The sequence below is a fragment of the Streptomyces sp. NPDC079167 genome (assembly GCF_040686735.1).
GTDB lineage: Bacteria > Actinomycetota > Actinomycetes > Streptomycetales > Streptomycetaceae > Streptomyces.
In genome coordinates this window covers 46267-59459 of the sequence record NZ_JBFBLO010000017.1, presented here as the reverse complement: position 1 = coordinate 59459, position 13193 = coordinate 46267, and the positions used below count along the sequence as shown (strand labels likewise).

The window sequence follows — 13193 nt, the reverse complement described above, 5'->3', positions numbered from 1 at the left end:
TACCGGGTTTCCTGAAGGGTGCGCTTCAACCCTCGGAACCGATTTCCGACGTGCTGTGCGTCACGTCGGTCACGCAGGCGTCACGCCTTTACGCCTGTTCCCTTCAGACGCGCGTCGAGCGCCTCGACATCGGGAAGAAACCAAATGTGGCTTGCCGTATTGGATTCGTGGACGAGAGCACGCAGTGCCGTGCTGGATTCCATGTGGCGCGAGATGTCGCCGATGACGGCGAGCCGCATACGGTAGTTGACGAACTTCTGCATGATTTCACCGGCGATACGCGTGCCGAGAGAGAAGAACTCGTCATTCAGGCGACTGACGGGGAGGGCCACGATCTCAGCCTCGAACATTGCCGCGCCAATCAGGTCCAGCGCATCCTGTTCGGTGACCACTGCGGGACCTTCCGGATCACACATCAAGACCTGAACGCCGTGCCGTCCCTGTACCGAGTCCACGATTCCCCCGTCAGCACAACAAAAAACAATCATCTTTCAATTTCGTCGGAAAAGTACCACACGCATGATCACCGGTCAACACACCCTCCACCCCGATAAGTATTTCGGCCAGTTTTTACACTGCGGGTTTAGCAACCTGCCGAGCCTGGCGATCGCCCATCGGCCGCTCTGCGCCCATCGAGCCGAACGGACCATGACTTCGCAGTTCAGATAGGCAATGAGCGAGTCGGTGGCGCGGGTGGGGCCCTACCGACACGAGAGGGGCGAGCGGGTTCGGTCCGGCGCCGAGGGGCGAGACCCAGCCCGCCCGAGATAAAGGACAAGCCAGCAGGGGCGGCCGGAAACTGCCCGTCCTGCCTCTCGGTCCAGCCATTCTGACGCTTATGGGCATGGCGAACGACAATCAATCCGGCCCATCCCGGCGGGCCCATGGTCCGAGCGGCCTCCAGCGGGAGGCATTCCGTGCCATTGCCCGAGCGGTTGCGCTCACCGGGAAAGCCTTGCCGGGACGCGGAGTTTCGTGATCGACTGCAGGCACCGCTCCCTCTACCACTCGTTCGCAATTTGCACGCCAAAGTCACCAGTCGTTGTTGTCACTTGGTCGACATACGGGAGGAAACATGTCCAGCGGCCCAGGCGGCGCGGCCCCGCTCCAGATCGACGAGAAGCAGTTCGAGCACAATCCGCACGCGCTGTACGACGTCCTGCGTTCCGAGGCACCGGTCCGCGAGATCATCGCCCCGGGCGGGACCAAGGTCTGGCTCGTCACTCGCTACGAGGACGCGAAGTCCGTGCTGACCGACAACCGCCTGTCCAAGAACATCGAGGTCGGGCAGAAGGTCATCGAGCGGCACACCGAGGGCAACGCGGGCATGGTGTTCGCCAGTGAATTGGCGGCGCACATGATGAACACGGACCCACCGGACCACACCCGGCTGCGCAAGCAGGTCAACAAGGTGTTCACGCAGCGGGCGGTCGAGAAACTGGCTCCCCGGATCGAAGAGATCACCGTGGAACTGCTCGATGCCATGGAAGACCAGGATCAGGTGGATTTGATGCGCGCCTTCGCCTATCCGCTGCCCATGGCGGTGATCTGCGAACTGCTGGGCGTGCCCGCCGTCGACCAGGAGCGCTTCAAGGGCTGGGTCCCGACCCAGCTCTCCGGCGGGGATGCGGAGAGCCTGGCGCAGGCCACGACGGCCCTGCTCGAGTACCTGTACGAGCTGATCGAGAACAAGCGGTCCGAGCCGGCCGACGACCTGCTCACCGGGCTGGTGCGCTCCAGCGACGACGGCAAGCTGAACACGCAGGAACTGGTCTCGATGGCGTTCCTCCTACTGGTCGCCGGCAACGAGACGACGGTCAACCTCATCGGCAACGGCGCGTTCGCGCTGCTCCGCCACCCCGACCAGCTCGCCGCGCTGCGCGCCGACCGGTCCCTGCTGCCCGGAGCGGTCGACGAGCTCCTCCGCTACGAGAGCCCCGTCAACACCTCGTCCCTGCGGTTCACGACCGAGCCGATCGACGTGGGCGGCGTGGTGATCCCGGAGGGCGAACTGGTGGTAGTCGCTCTCACGTCCGCCAACCGGGACGAGTCCCAGTTCGAGGACGCGGGTAGCCTCGACATCCATCGCCAGGCGAACGCCAACCTGTCCTTCGGGCACGGCATCCACTACTGCGTCGGCGCCCAGCTGGCCCGGCTGGAGGCGCAGATAGCCTTCGACCGGCTCATCGAGCGGTTCCCGGACATCCGGCTGGCGGCCGACCCGGACGGCCTGCGCTGGCAGCCGGGGACCGCGCTGCGCGGACTGCAGTCACTGCCGGTGTCGCTCGGCGCCCCCCGAGGCTGACCCTTTCGGTACGGGGCCGCCCTGCGGAACCGGACCGCAGGACGCGGGCCGGCACTCACCTGCCGGCCCGCACGACTCGGCTCGGAAGGACCCTTCGGGAGCTTCCGGGTGCCCCCGGTGCCGCAGACTTCACGGGAGTGGTCGGCGGCCGGGAAACGTTACTGGCCAGCGCGGAACGACACGACAGGGCACCGCGCGGAATTCACACGCCGGGCGCTCGAACCGAACGTATAGGAACGGGGCTGCGATGAGCCATGAATCAGCACTGCACCGGGTGGCCGCGGCTCCCATGGTCGACTTGCCCGCCGGAGAGATCCGGCTGCGGGACGAGGGCACGATGACGGACTGGAAGGCCGAGGTCGCCGCCTTCCGGCTGGCACCGGTTCCGGTCACCCGCGAGCAGTACGCCGCTGTGCTGGGCGAGGCTCCGGTGAGCTCCGCGGGCCCTCGCACACCGGTCACCGAGGTCTCCTGGAAGGGCGCCGTCCGATTCTGCAACCTGCTGTCGCGGGCGACCGGGTGCGATCCCTGCTACTCGATGGGTGACAGCCCCGACGCCGACGACGTGGTCTGCGACTGGACGGCCGACGGCTACCGCCTGCCGTCCGAGGCGGAATGGGAGTACGCCTGCCGGGCCGGGAGTTCCGCCGCCCGCTACGGAGACCTGGACGAGATCGCGTGGTACCGCGGTAACTCCGGGGGCCACGTGCACGACGTCGCGACGCGGGAGCCGAACGCCTGGGGCCTTCACGACATGATCGGCAACGTCTGGGAGTGGTGCTGGGACGTCTACGACCCCCGGGTCTACGGCCCCTACCGCGTCTTCCGCGGCGGCGGCTTCTTCGACGAGCCCCGCGGGTGCCGGGCTTCGTGCCGCCGCAAGAGCCACCCGACGCTCACCATCGAAGACCTCGGGTTCAGACTCGCCCGATCACTGTGAGCGGGGCCCGTGGGTCCGGAGCACTGCCGTGATGGACCGATTGCTGCCCTCTCAGGTCGGCACGGGCAGCACGTTCGTCGACTACGACGCGGCGCTGACGGCTCTGTACCCGCAGGAGGCCGCCGCCATCGCGAACGCCCGACCCAAGCGCCGCCGGGAGTACGCGAACGCCCGTCTGTGCGCACGCCGCGCCATGCACGAACTGGGGGTGCCGCCTGCGCCCGTTGTGTCGGGCGAGCGCGGTGAGCCGCTGTGGCCCGCGGGCCTCGTCGGAAGCATGACCCACTGCCCCGGATTCCGGGCCGCCGCCATCGGCCGCTCCGCCGCCTTCGCGGGGCTGGGCATCGACGCCGAACCGGACCTTCCCCTGCCGCAGGACCTGCTGGACTTCATCGCGTTGCCGCAGGAGCGCGAGCAGGTGCACGCGTTCACGCGTGCCGCTCCCGGCGTCTGCTGGGACCGGTTGCTGTTCAGCGCCAAGGAAGCGGTGTTCAAGGTCTGGTTCCCGCTCACCGGGCGCCCGCTCGACTTCGCCGAGGCGGACATCCGGATCAGCCCCGGCTCGGAGTCCTTCTCCGCGCGACTGCTCGTCCCGGGACCCCGCATCGACGGCGAACGCGTCGAGGAGTTCAACGGCCGGTGGCTCTCCCACCGGGGTGTCCTGCTCACCGCGATCGCCCTGGGGCGGACGACGCGAGGATGACCGCCGCATGTCTCGGCACACCGCTCGGCCGATCGGGCCCGCGGTCCGCTCATCCGCGCGCGTGCGGAAGTCCGTCCCGGTGAGCAGCTTGTCGACCGTCAGGGACCAGAGCCTCTTCCCGGACAGTCAGATACGGGCCGCGGCGTTCAGCCGCGTGCCGAGCTTGCGCATGCTGAGCGCCTCGATGCCCTCCGAGTCCAGCAACTCGACGGCTGCGTCGAATCCAGGACAGCCCGCTGGATGTGTACCCCGCTCGTGTGCCGGCAGCGAAGGCCGGCGCGATCACGGCCGGTCGGTGGACGGCGGGGGCCGGTTTCGTCGGATTCCCCGTTTCGACGGTCGCCACAGGCCCGTGTCCCTATGCTGAGCGCCCAAGGCTGAGCAGTGGGGGGAACATGGGCGAAGCCGGGCAGGACCATGAGCCGAAGAGCGACGGCACACGACGTCGGGTCTCGTGGAAGTTCCTTGTCGCGGTGGCGGCCTTCTCGTACCTCATATCGCGGGCACTCAGGGGCGGCTCCTGGTATTGGCCCCTGGGGATGCTCGTCCTGGGTGTCGTCGTACTCACCGTGCGGCACCTACGGGACACAAGCATGGCCGGCATGGGCCGGCTCCTGCGTGAGGCCACCGTTGCGGAGCCGCTGATGAAGCAACTGCAGAGGGCGGACCAGCTGAGTCTGGCGGGAGAGCTCGCTGCGGCCGTCGAGTTGGTCGATTCCGTGGCCGCGGATCCGGCCACCCGGCGGTTGCCACTGCTGGCGGCGCATGTCGCCATGAAGCGCAGCGACTTCGCGGTGGGGCAGGGCGACCTGGCGACCGCCGAGTCGGAGGCGGTCGCCGCGGTGCGCCACCACGAGCAGGGCCGTAACCGCTCCGCCCATTCCGAGGCTCTGGAGAAGCTTGGCAAGATCCAGTTGCTCCTGGGCCGGAACGACGAGGCGTACGCCACGGTCAAGCAGGCCGTGGCCGTCGGCGGGGGCCACATGTTCCGGATCAGTCGGGTCCGTGCGGAGCTCTACCTCGCCAACCTCGCCTTCGATCAGGACGACGTTCCGCAGGCCGCCGAACACGCCATGACTGCCCGCACGCTGGCCGCCAAGTGGCACTGCCACCCGCAACACGCCGGTGCGTGCGACACGCTCGCCCTCGTAGCGCTCGCTGAGAACCGCGTCGAGGACGCGGCCACGTGGACCGCGGAGGCCGATCGTGCGCTCTCGCGCGACGGCAATGCTCTGCCTCACCGCGTACGCCACCTGATCGCCACCGCCCTCGTCTCCCACGGGCAGGGCGACGAGACGGGCGCACTCGCCGCATACCTGGAGATGATGCGGGGCGTCGCCGAACTGCGCACCAGTTGGGGTTGGCGCGATGCCCAGGCGTATTACGTCGACCTGTACAGCGAGCACGAGTTCACCGCGTACACCACCGCTCACGCCCTGTACCGGAGCGGCGACCACCAAGCCCTGGACGCCTTCGCGTCACTGCTCGACCTCGGCAGCCGGACCGCCCTGCGGCGCATGTTGCGCGGTGAACTCGTCGTGCGTACACCTGACGACATCGAGCAGGACGGTATGAGCGAGATCGTCGGCCTGCTGACGACGCTGGCCGGAGCCGAGTTCACGGCCAGCGGTCCGGAGGGGGCGCTGATCGCCGAGGTCCAGACGGCCTCTCCCCGCCCCGGAGTGACGAGCGGCCAGGTGTCGCGCGCGTACGAGCGCCTGGAGACGCTGGTGTCACTGAGGTTCCGATGGGCCATCGAAGCAGACGACGACGCTCCGGTCGCCGATCCGCGCGCGTACGCGAGGCTCTGGAACAGCCATGTGCTGCAAGCGCGGCTCGTCTCCAACGGCCAGGAAACCTGTGTGGTGGGGCTGTGGACGACCCCCGACGGCACAAGACACCCCTTCCTGCACCCGGTCCAAGGCGCCGCGGCGGCGCTGCTCGGCGACGTGGTCGGCATCGAGTCCCTGCGGGACGGGCCGAAGCCGGTGACTCCACCCGAGCCGGACACCACCGGGGAGACAGAGGGTGTGCGCGCCGAAGCACCGGCCTGGCGGAGGACGCCACGCCATCGCCGCCTGGCCTCCCGAGACGCTTCACCCTGGGCGACCTTGGCCCGTCTTCTGCTGCCGCCCGGTCTCCTGGAGCTCCTGGACGACGCCGACCCCAGCGGCACAGTGCCCAAGCTGCTGGTCGTCCCGGACTCGAGCCTGTGGCGGGTGCCGTGGACCGCTCTGAGCGTCGCGCCGGATGACCCGGACGGGTACGTAGTGGACCGAGCGGTCCTCGCCATGTCGCCGAGCCTCTCCCTCATGGACGGCCGGCAGCAGACTCCCCGGCCTGCCTCGGGCATGGATCGCGGGGCGCCCGGGCGGGCATTCACGTTTCTCTCCGGTGTGAACGCCGAAGGGCTGGACCTTGAACGGACCGCCCTGGACGCCGCGTACGGCGCCGGTGTCGTGCACGCCCGTACCCCCGGGCAGTTGCTGTCGCTGCTGGACCCCGACGGCATGGAGTTCGTGGTCGGTGCCGCCTCCGTGCACGGCAACGACAGACCGGGACTCGCTCACGCCCTGCGCCTGGACCGGCACACGACGCTGTCCGCCGCCCGCATGCTCACCCTGCGGTTCCCCCGCACGCTGCTCATCAACGCCTGCCTCTCCGCCGAACTCGACGAACGCCGCGGCACCGACCCGCTCGGAATCCCGACGGTCGCGTTGTGCCGAGGCGCCGAGACGGTCATCGGGGGGATATTTCCGCTGCCGGACGGGAAGGGGAACAACCCCCTGTACAGCCATCCGACGGCCCGCATCCTGGCTGCTCTCTACCAGCTTCTGGCCGAGGGCGTGGCGCCGGCCACGGCACTGCGCACCGCCCAGCGCCGGTTCCGGGCAGAGGTCGGCCCGGTCCCGCCGCTGCTGTGGGCGGGACTTGTCAGTATCACGGCGTCGTTCGACGACCCGCCCCACACCTGACCCACCCATGCCGGAAGCCTGCAGAGAAAGGACGCGTGCTCATGACGACCCGGAACAGTGAGCCATCACCGGGCCCTGAGAACAACGGGGGCGAGGGAGCGGACTGGGAGGACGAGTTCGGTTTCGAGGACCGCCAGTTCGTCGTCGAGGATCTCAGCGACATGCCCGAGCCGCTGCCTCCCGCCGTGACCGGCGCCCCTCCCGCCCCGGCGCCCGCCGCCGAGCCGCCGGGGGAGCCACGTGCCCAGTAGCGTCATCGCCGCGGTGCTGCTGCTGGCCGCGATGACTCCGGGTTACGCCTTCCACCGGGCCGTGAATCGCTATCGCCCCAAGGACACCAGGTCCTCGACCGCCGAGGTCGTCGAGCTGTTCAGCGTGGGGGCGTTGGCGACCGCCGCCGGGCTGCTGCTGACCTTGCTCCTCGGTGAACTGGCGCCTTTCCTCGTGACGCTCCATGAGGTGACGAAGGCGCCGGCCCACTTCGGGGACCACCCCTGGTCGTGGGTCGGTGCGGTCGTGCTGGCCATGGCACTGAGCATGGCGCTGAGCACGCTCGCCGGCGTGTACGCGGGCCGGAAGTCGCCGAGACGCACGGGCACCGCGGTCCGGGAAGGGACGGTGGCTGTACACGCCCTCACCGACCGCGCGGGACCGGACAGGCGACGTAAGCCGTTCGTAGCCGTCGAACTGTCCGACGGCAGACTGGTGGAAGGCTACGTGCGCTACGTGTCGACCGACCCGGACCCGGCCCGCCGGGACATCGTGCTCCAGCGGCCGATCGCGTGGACGGGCCCGGGCGACGTACCTCGGACCGAGTCACCGACCGTGTGTGTCTTCGTACCGGGGGCGCTCGTGCGTGTGGTGCACATCAGTTACCCGCATGTTCCGGCACCGAGCGCGACACCGGTGCCCCCCTCCCGGACAGAGTCGGCTGCTCCTTAGGGGCACATGGATGCCAACGTCGCGTACCTGCCTGAAGCGTCGATCAGTTGGCCATCCGTGCCGGGGCGCGGCACGTAGAGCCCCGCATCGATGCCGTGACGGACGCTTGACACGCACACGTCCGCTTGTATGGTCTAGTCCAACAGAACTCGCCGCTCCACTTACGGAGTTGAGCCTTGCCGGTGTCTCCGCACGCCGGCGAGGACGGTGAGTGCGCATGACCTTCGCGCCTCTTGGCCCCCACCCAGAGGCCGTGCCGGCCCCGTGCGGTCATCCCCACACATGACCGCACACGCCCCGGCGCGGCCTGATGTGAAGGAGTTACGTATGCACGCCAGCAGGAAGACAGCCGCACTGATCGGTGCGGCCCTGGCTCCCGTCATCGCGATCAGTCTGCCCGCCGGTTCGGCGAGCGCCCACGGCTACATCTCGGATCCGCCGAGCCGGCAGGCGCAGTGCGCCGCGGGGACGGTGTCCTGCGGTGACATCACCTACGAACCGCAGAGCGTCGAAGGGCCGAAGGGCCTGACCAGCTGCAGCGGAGGGAACAGCCGCTTCGCGGAGCTGGACGACGACAGCAAGGGCTGGGCCGTCACCTCGGTCCCGAAGAACGCGACGTTCTCCTGGAAGCTCACCGCTCAGCACTCCACCAGCACCTGGGAGTACTACGTCGGCGGTCAGCAGATCGCCGTGTTCGACGACGGCGGTGCCAAGCCCGGTGCCGTGGTGAACCACGCGGTCGACTTCGGCGGCCTCACCGGGCAGCAGAAGGTGCTCGCCGTGTGGAACGTGGCAGACACCGACAACGCGTTCTACGCCTGCATCGACGTCAACGTCGGCGCCTGACCTGTCGAGTGGAGCGAGGCGGGGAGGCCGGCGGCCCCATCCGGGCCTGCCGGCCTCCCCGCCCGTGGGAGGGGCTTCCACCCCGGCATGTGGTGAAGGTGCGGTGAAGCAGCGTGAACCGGGTGGTCCCCGTGCGCAGGAGCGCGGGCAGGCACCCGTGCGCGCGAGAAGCAGCCTTGCCTCTGGTGCCGCTACCGGCTCGGCCCCGTGCCGGGCGTCACCTGCGCCCGCGGTTGTTCCGGGCGGGCCACGAGCACCTCGACGCCGTCCGCCTGGAGGGCGTCGAGGTCGAAGGCCGGGATGCCCGAGTCGACGATGACGAGGTCGAAGGCGGTCACGGGGGCGAGTTGGTAGAGCCCGCGCCGCCGGAACTTCGTGTGGTCGACCAGCAGGACCTTGCGCGCGCACGCGTCCATCAGGGCTCGCTTCACCGCCACCGTCTCCTGCGACTGGTGGTAGCAGTGGCCACGGGTGATGGCGGTAGTGGAGGCGAAGAGCAGATCGGCGCTGAGACTGGTCACGGCGTCCACCGTGCGCAGCCCGAGGAAGGCGTCGTAAGCCGGGTAGTAGGTGCCGCCGAGGGAGATGAGCTCGATGCCCGGGCTGCCGGCCAGCGTCTGGGTGACGGGGCCGAAGTTGGTGATGACGGTCAAGGGGGCGTGCCGGTCCAGGAGACGGGTGAGTGCCAGAGCCGTCGTGCTGTCGTCGATGACGACCGCCTGGCCGGGCCTGACCAGAGGCAGGGCGGCGCGGGCGATGGCTTCCTTGGCCGCCGTCATGGTGCGGGCACGGTGGCGCACGTCGCCGTGGAAGGCGGTCGAGGGCTGCGCGGTCGCGCCCCCGCGGACCTTTCTCAGCCAGCCCCGGTCCTGTAGGTGGTCGAGGTCCCGGCGGATGGTCATGGCGGTCACGCCCAGCTCGTCCGCCAGCTGCTCGATCCGGACGTAACCCATGTCCACGACGCGGGCCTTGATCCGCTCCCTCCGCTCGCGGGGTTTCCTTCCGCTCATGTCGGCCGGTTGCCGGTCCTCTGCTCCCACAGGTGCTCCTGTTCGTTTTCTGTGCAGTGCACATCTCCTGCGGCCGCTCTTGCCCCCGTTACCGAACGAGGGCTGTCGGACGGGGTCCGCGTCCCGCATGCCGGATCCCGGATGCCGAGCGAACATCGAATGCCCGGGAAACAGCGCAGCAATTGTTCAATTACTGCGGTCCGTTGACACAAATGAAACATCTGAGTTTCCTGATCGTTGCCTTCAGTGTCGATGAGCAGGGAGTGGAACATGAGAAGACCGGCACGTCTCGCTCTCACCGGCATCCTCGCCATGGGGGCGCTCGTATCGTGTGCGGAGGAGCCCGGCGGCACGGCCGGCTCCGGCGGTGGCAGCGGCCCGGGCAAGGTCGCGTTCCTGATGCCTGACCTGGCCTCCACCCGGTACGAGCAGTACGACGCCCCCCTCTTCGAGAAGCGCATGGGGGCACTCTGCAAGGAATGCGAGGTCATCTATCAGAACGCCGACAGTGACGCCTCGTTGCAGCAGCAGCAGGCCAACTCGGCGATGGCGCAGGGCGCCGAGGTCATCGTGCTGGACCCGGTCGACTCCGATTCCGCTTCCACGATCGTGCAGACGGCGCATTCCCAGGGCGTCAAGGTGATCGCCTACGACCGCCCGGTGACCAAGAAGGCCGCGGATTTCTATGTCTCGTTCGACAACGAGGCGATCGGTGAATCCATCGGCCGCTCGCTGGTCGACCGTCTTGAGAAGTCGGGGGCGAAGGGCGGACTGCTCCAGGTCAACGGTTCTCCGACCGACGCCGCCGCCGGGCTGATCAAGAAGGGCATCCACAAGGCGATCGACGACAGCGGATTCGAACTGCTCGCCGAGTACGACACGCCGGACTGGTCACCTGAGAAGGCGCAGCAGTGGGCGAGCGGGCAGATCGCCCAGTACCCCGGCCGGATCGCGGGTGTGGTCGCCGCGAACGACGGGACAGGGGGCGGGGTGATCGCGGCCTTCAAGGGCGCCGAGGTGAAGGTCCCTCCGGTAACGGGCAACGACGCCGAGCTGGCGGCGGTCCAGCGCGTCATCTCGGGTGACCAGTACAACACCATCTACAAGCCCATCAGGACGGTCGCGGAGGCGGCGGCGGAGGCCGCCCATCAGCTGATGGAGGGTGAGACGCCCCAGGGCGACTCGACGCTCTTCGACACGCCTTCGCAACTCTTCGGACCGACGGTGGTGACGCGGGAGAACGTCAAGGACGTCGTCTTCGGTCCCGGCGGGGTGCTGGAGCCCGCGGATGTCTGCACCCGCGCGTACGCCGACGACTGCCGGCGTCTGGGCATCGGGTAGCGGGGTCCTGTGCCGGAGCGAGAGAGGGTGTCCATGACGAGCTCCGCGATCCCTGCGGCCTCCGGTCCGCCTGGGGCGGTCCAGGGAGGCGACGGGACAGTCGTGCTGTCGCTGAGGGGGGTGAGCAAGCAGTTCGGCGCGGTCGCCGCGCTCAGCGGCATCGATCTCGACGTAGCGGCGGGTGAGGTGGTCGCCGTGGTCGGGGACAACGGCGCCGGCAAGTCGACGCTCGTGAAGATCCTCTCGGGTGTGTACGCGCCCGACGCGGGGACGGTCTCCTTCCACGGGAGGGAGGTCTCGTTCGACTCCCCGGGCGCCGCTCACGCGCTGGGCATCGCGACGGTCCACCAGGACCTGGCGCTGTGCGAGAACCTCGATGTGAAGGCGAACCTCTTCCTCGGCCAGGAGCTACGGCCCTGGCTGCTGGACGACGTCGCCATGGAGAAGCGGTCCTGGGAACTGCTGCGTGAGCTGAGGGCCAGGATTCCCACGCTCGACGTCCCGGTGGCCGCTCTGTCGGGCGGTCAGCGGCAGACGGTGGCGATCGCCCGGGCTCTGCTCGGCCGCCCGGAGGTCGTCCTGCTCGACGAACCGACGGCCGCCCTCGGTGTCGCGCAGACCGCGGAGGTGCTCAACCTCATCGAGAGGCTGAGGGGCAAGGGGCTCGGTGTCGTCATGATCAGCCACAACATGGAGGACGTGCGGGCGGTCGCCGACCGGGTGGCCGTGCTGCGGCTCGGGCGCAACAACGGTGTGTTCGACGCCCGGTCGGTGTCCTCCGAGGAGGTCGTCGCCGCGATCACCGGCGCCACCGACAACGCCGTTTCGCAGCGTGCCGCGCGCCGCGCGGTCGCCTCTCGGGAAGAGGAGGGAAGGTCGTGACCTCTCTCGGTTCTTCGGTGGCGGCGGCCACCGATCCGCAGGACGAGCCTTCGGCGGCGCGGCACGGTTTCCGGGACGGCGTCCGGGGCACGGTCCGCCGGGCCCGGGCCGGCGATCTGGGCATGCTGCCGGTCGTCGCCGGTGTCGTGGTGATCTGGACGATCTTCCAGTCGCTGAACCGGACCTTCCTGTCCAGCACCAATCTGGTGAACCTCTCCTTCGACATGGTGTCCCTGGGGGTGATCGCGCTCGGCATCGTGTGCGTCCTGCTGGTCGGCCAGATCGATCTGTCGGTCGGCTCGGTGAGCGGGGTGGCCGCCGCCACCACGGGCGTGGTGATGGTGCGTCACGAGCAGTCGGTGTGGCTGGCGGTCCTGATCGCGGCCGGCGTCGGCGCGCTGATCGGCTGGGTCTACGGGCAGGTGCTCAACCGCTTCGGCGTGCCCAGCTTCGTCGTCACCCTCGGCGGCCTGCTCGCCTTTCTCGGCACCCAGCTCTGGCTGCTGCGCGGTCAGAACGCCATCAATCTGCCGTACGACTCCGCCCTGGTGAAGTTCGCCCAGGTGTGGTTCGTCCCCGACGCCCTGGCCTACGCCCTCATGCTCCTGGCCGCCGGCGGTTTCCTCGCCGTCGGCCTGGCCCGGTCGCGCAGCCGCCGCCGTGCCGGGCTGTCGTCCGTCTCGCCGCGGTGGCTGGCGGTGCAGGCTCTGGCCCTGGCGGCGGCGCTGCTGTTCGCGGTGTACTACCTGAACCGCACCCGTGGTGTGCCGTGGATGTTCGTGCTCTTCACCACCCTGGTCCTGGTCCTGCACTACGTCCTCACCCGGACCGGGTTCGGCCGGTCCCTGTACGCGGTGGGCGGCAACGCGGAGGCAGCCCGCAGGGCCGGTATCGACGTACGCGGGGTGTACACCGCGGCGTTCGTCATGTGTTCCACACTCGCCGCGACCGGCGGGGTCCTGGCCGCCGCCCGTCTCGCGGCGGCCAACCAGAGCACCGGCACGGCGGACGTGAACCTGAACGCCATCGCCGCGGCGGTGATCGGCGGGACCAGCCTCTTCGGCGGCCGTGGCTCCGCGTTCGCCGCCCTGCTCGGGGTGCTCGTCATCCAGTCGATCTCCAGCGGGCTGACCCTGCTCAATCTCGATTCCTCGTACCGCTTCATCATCACGGGCTGCGTGCTGCTGGTCGCCGTCGCCCTGGACTCCGCCGCCCGCCGTTCGCGGCAGGCACACGGAAGGGGCTGAGG

The 13193-nt window shown here is 69.1% G+C and carries 12 protein-coding genes and 1 pseudogene; 10 read left to right on the top strand and 3 right to left on the bottom strand.

The features are described 5' to 3' along the window. Positions 1-80 precede the first annotated feature (80 nt). Positions 81-488: a DUF4180 domain-containing protein gene (locus AB0P41_RS29135; RefSeq protein ID WP_356714726.1), complete on the bottom strand. Its 408-nt coding sequence runs from the start codon at positions 486-488 to the stop codon at positions 81-83. Between the two features lie 587 nt (positions 489-1075). Between AB0P41_RS29135 and AB0P41_RS29130 the strand changes: the two genes are divergently transcribed. From AB0P41_RS29130 to AB0P41_RS29120, 3 genes are all read left to right on the top strand, one after another. Next, positions 1076-2305: a cytochrome P450 gene (locus tag AB0P41_RS29130; RefSeq protein ID WP_356714727.1), complete on the top strand. Its 1230-nt coding sequence runs from the start codon at positions 1076-1078 to the stop codon at positions 2303-2305. Positions 2306-2552: 247 nt separating this feature from the next. After that, a complete protein-coding gene (locus tag AB0P41_RS29125; RefSeq protein ID WP_356714728.1) occupies positions 2553-3245 on the top strand; it encodes an SUMF1/EgtB/PvdO family nonheme iron enzyme in 693 nt (230 codons plus the stop codon). A gap of 31 nt (positions 3246-3276) precedes the next feature. Beyond that, positions 3277-3948, top strand: coding sequence for a 4'-phosphopantetheinyl transferase superfamily protein (locus tag AB0P41_RS29120; protein ID WP_365935024.1), 672 nt, complete (start codon positions 3277-3279; stop codon positions 3946-3948). 135 nt (positions 3949-4083) lie between these two features. On the opposite strand, the pseudogene AB0P41_RS29115 reads toward AB0P41_RS29120, so the two are convergent. Continuing rightward, positions 4084-4161 (bottom strand): annotated as a pseudogene (locus AB0P41_RS29115) (TetR/AcrR family transcriptional regulator); the annotation flags it as partial. Positions 4162-4343: 182 nt separating this feature from the next. On the opposite strand from AB0P41_RS29115, the gene AB0P41_RS29110 reads away from it, so the two are divergent. The 4 genes from AB0P41_RS29110 (at position 4344) to AB0P41_RS29095 (ending at position 8711) form a co-directional block, all read left to right on the top strand. Further along, a complete protein-coding gene (locus tag AB0P41_RS29110; protein ID WP_365935022.1) occupies positions 4344-6923 on the top strand; it encodes a CHAT domain-containing protein in 2580 nt (859 codons plus the stop codon). Positions 6924-6964: 41 nt separating this feature from the next. Beyond that, on the top strand, positions 6965-7174 hold the full coding sequence (locus tag AB0P41_RS29105) for a hypothetical protein (RefSeq protein WP_356714731.1): 210 nt from the start codon (positions 6965-6967) through the stop codon (positions 7172-7174). Further along, a complete protein-coding gene (locus AB0P41_RS29100; RefSeq protein ID WP_365935020.1) occupies positions 7164-7865 on the top strand; it encodes a DUF6338 family protein in 702 nt (233 codons plus the stop codon). Before AB0P41_RS29105 ends, AB0P41_RS29100 begins: the two co-directional genes overlap by 11 nt. Positions 7866-8192: 327 nt before the next feature. Then, positions 8193-8711 (top strand): lytic polysaccharide monooxygenase auxiliary activity family 9 protein, encoded by a 519-nt coding sequence (locus AB0P41_RS29095; RefSeq protein ID WP_365935019.1) that lies wholly within the window; start codon positions 8193-8195, stop codon positions 8709-8711. Between the two features lie 191 nt (positions 8712-8902). Here the strand turns inward: AB0P41_RS29095 and AB0P41_RS29090 are convergent, their stop codons facing one another. Then, positions 8903-9721 (bottom strand): DeoR/GlpR family DNA-binding transcription regulator, encoded by an 819-nt coding sequence (locus AB0P41_RS29090; protein WP_365935064.1) that lies wholly within the window; start codon positions 9719-9721, stop codon positions 8903-8905. Positions 9722-9991: 270 nt separating this feature from the next. On the opposite strand from AB0P41_RS29090, the gene AB0P41_RS29085 reads away from it, so the two are divergent. Genes AB0P41_RS29085 through AB0P41_RS29075 form a run of 3 tightly spaced genes read left to right on the top strand, consistent with a single transcriptional unit; the run spans position 9992 to position 13191 of the window. Continuing rightward, positions 9992-11062, top strand: a complete 1071-nt coding sequence (locus AB0P41_RS29085) for a sugar ABC transporter substrate-binding protein (protein ID WP_365935017.1) — start codon at positions 9992-9994, stop codon at positions 11060-11062. A gap of 48 nt (positions 11063-11110) precedes the next feature. Then, positions 11111-11944, top strand: coding sequence for an ATP-binding cassette domain-containing protein (locus AB0P41_RS29080; protein ID WP_365935062.1), 834 nt, complete (start codon positions 11111-11113; stop codon positions 11942-11944). Next, entirely contained in the window at positions 11941-13191 is a 1251-nt protein-coding gene (locus AB0P41_RS29075; protein ID WP_365935015.1) for a sugar ABC transporter permease, read from the top strand. Before AB0P41_RS29080 ends, AB0P41_RS29075 begins: the two co-directional genes overlap by 4 nt. Positions 13192-13193 lie beyond the last annotated feature (2 nt).

What these genes read in the sequence shown, in the direction of transcription:
- AB0P41_RS29135 (WP_356714726.1), bottom strand. Translation starts at nt 488, where the DNA reads ATGATTGTTTTTTGTTGTGCTGACGGGGGAATCGTGGACTCGGTACAG.
- AB0P41_RS29130 (WP_356714727.1), top strand. Translation starts at nt 1,076, where the DNA reads ATGTCCAGCGGCCCAGGCGGCGCGGCCCCGCTCCAGATCGACGAGAAG.
- AB0P41_RS29125 (WP_356714728.1), top strand. Translation starts at nt 2,553, where the DNA reads ATGAGCCATGAATCAGCACTGCACCGGGTGGCCGCGGCTCCCATGGTC.
- AB0P41_RS29120 (WP_365935024.1), top strand. Translation starts at nt 3,277, where the DNA reads ATGGACCGATTGCTGCCCTCTCAGGTCGGCACGGGCAGCACGTTCGTC.
- AB0P41_RS29110 (WP_365935022.1), top strand. Translation starts at nt 4,344, where the DNA reads ATGGGCGAAGCCGGGCAGGACCATGAGCCGAAGAGCGACGGCACACGA.
- AB0P41_RS29105 (WP_356714731.1), top strand. Translation starts at nt 6,965, where the DNA reads ATGACGACCCGGAACAGTGAGCCATCACCGGGCCCTGAGAACAACGGG.
- AB0P41_RS29095 (WP_365935019.1), top strand. Translation starts at nt 8,193, where the DNA reads ATGCACGCCAGCAGGAAGACAGCCGCACTGATCGGTGCGGCCCTGGCT.
- AB0P41_RS29090 (WP_365935064.1), bottom strand. Translation starts at nt 9,721, where the DNA reads ATGAGCGGAAGGAAACCCCGCGAGCGGAGGGAGCGGATCAAGGCCCGC.
- AB0P41_RS29085 (WP_365935017.1), top strand. Translation starts at nt 9,992, where the DNA reads ATGAGAAGACCGGCACGTCTCGCTCTCACCGGCATCCTCGCCATGGGG.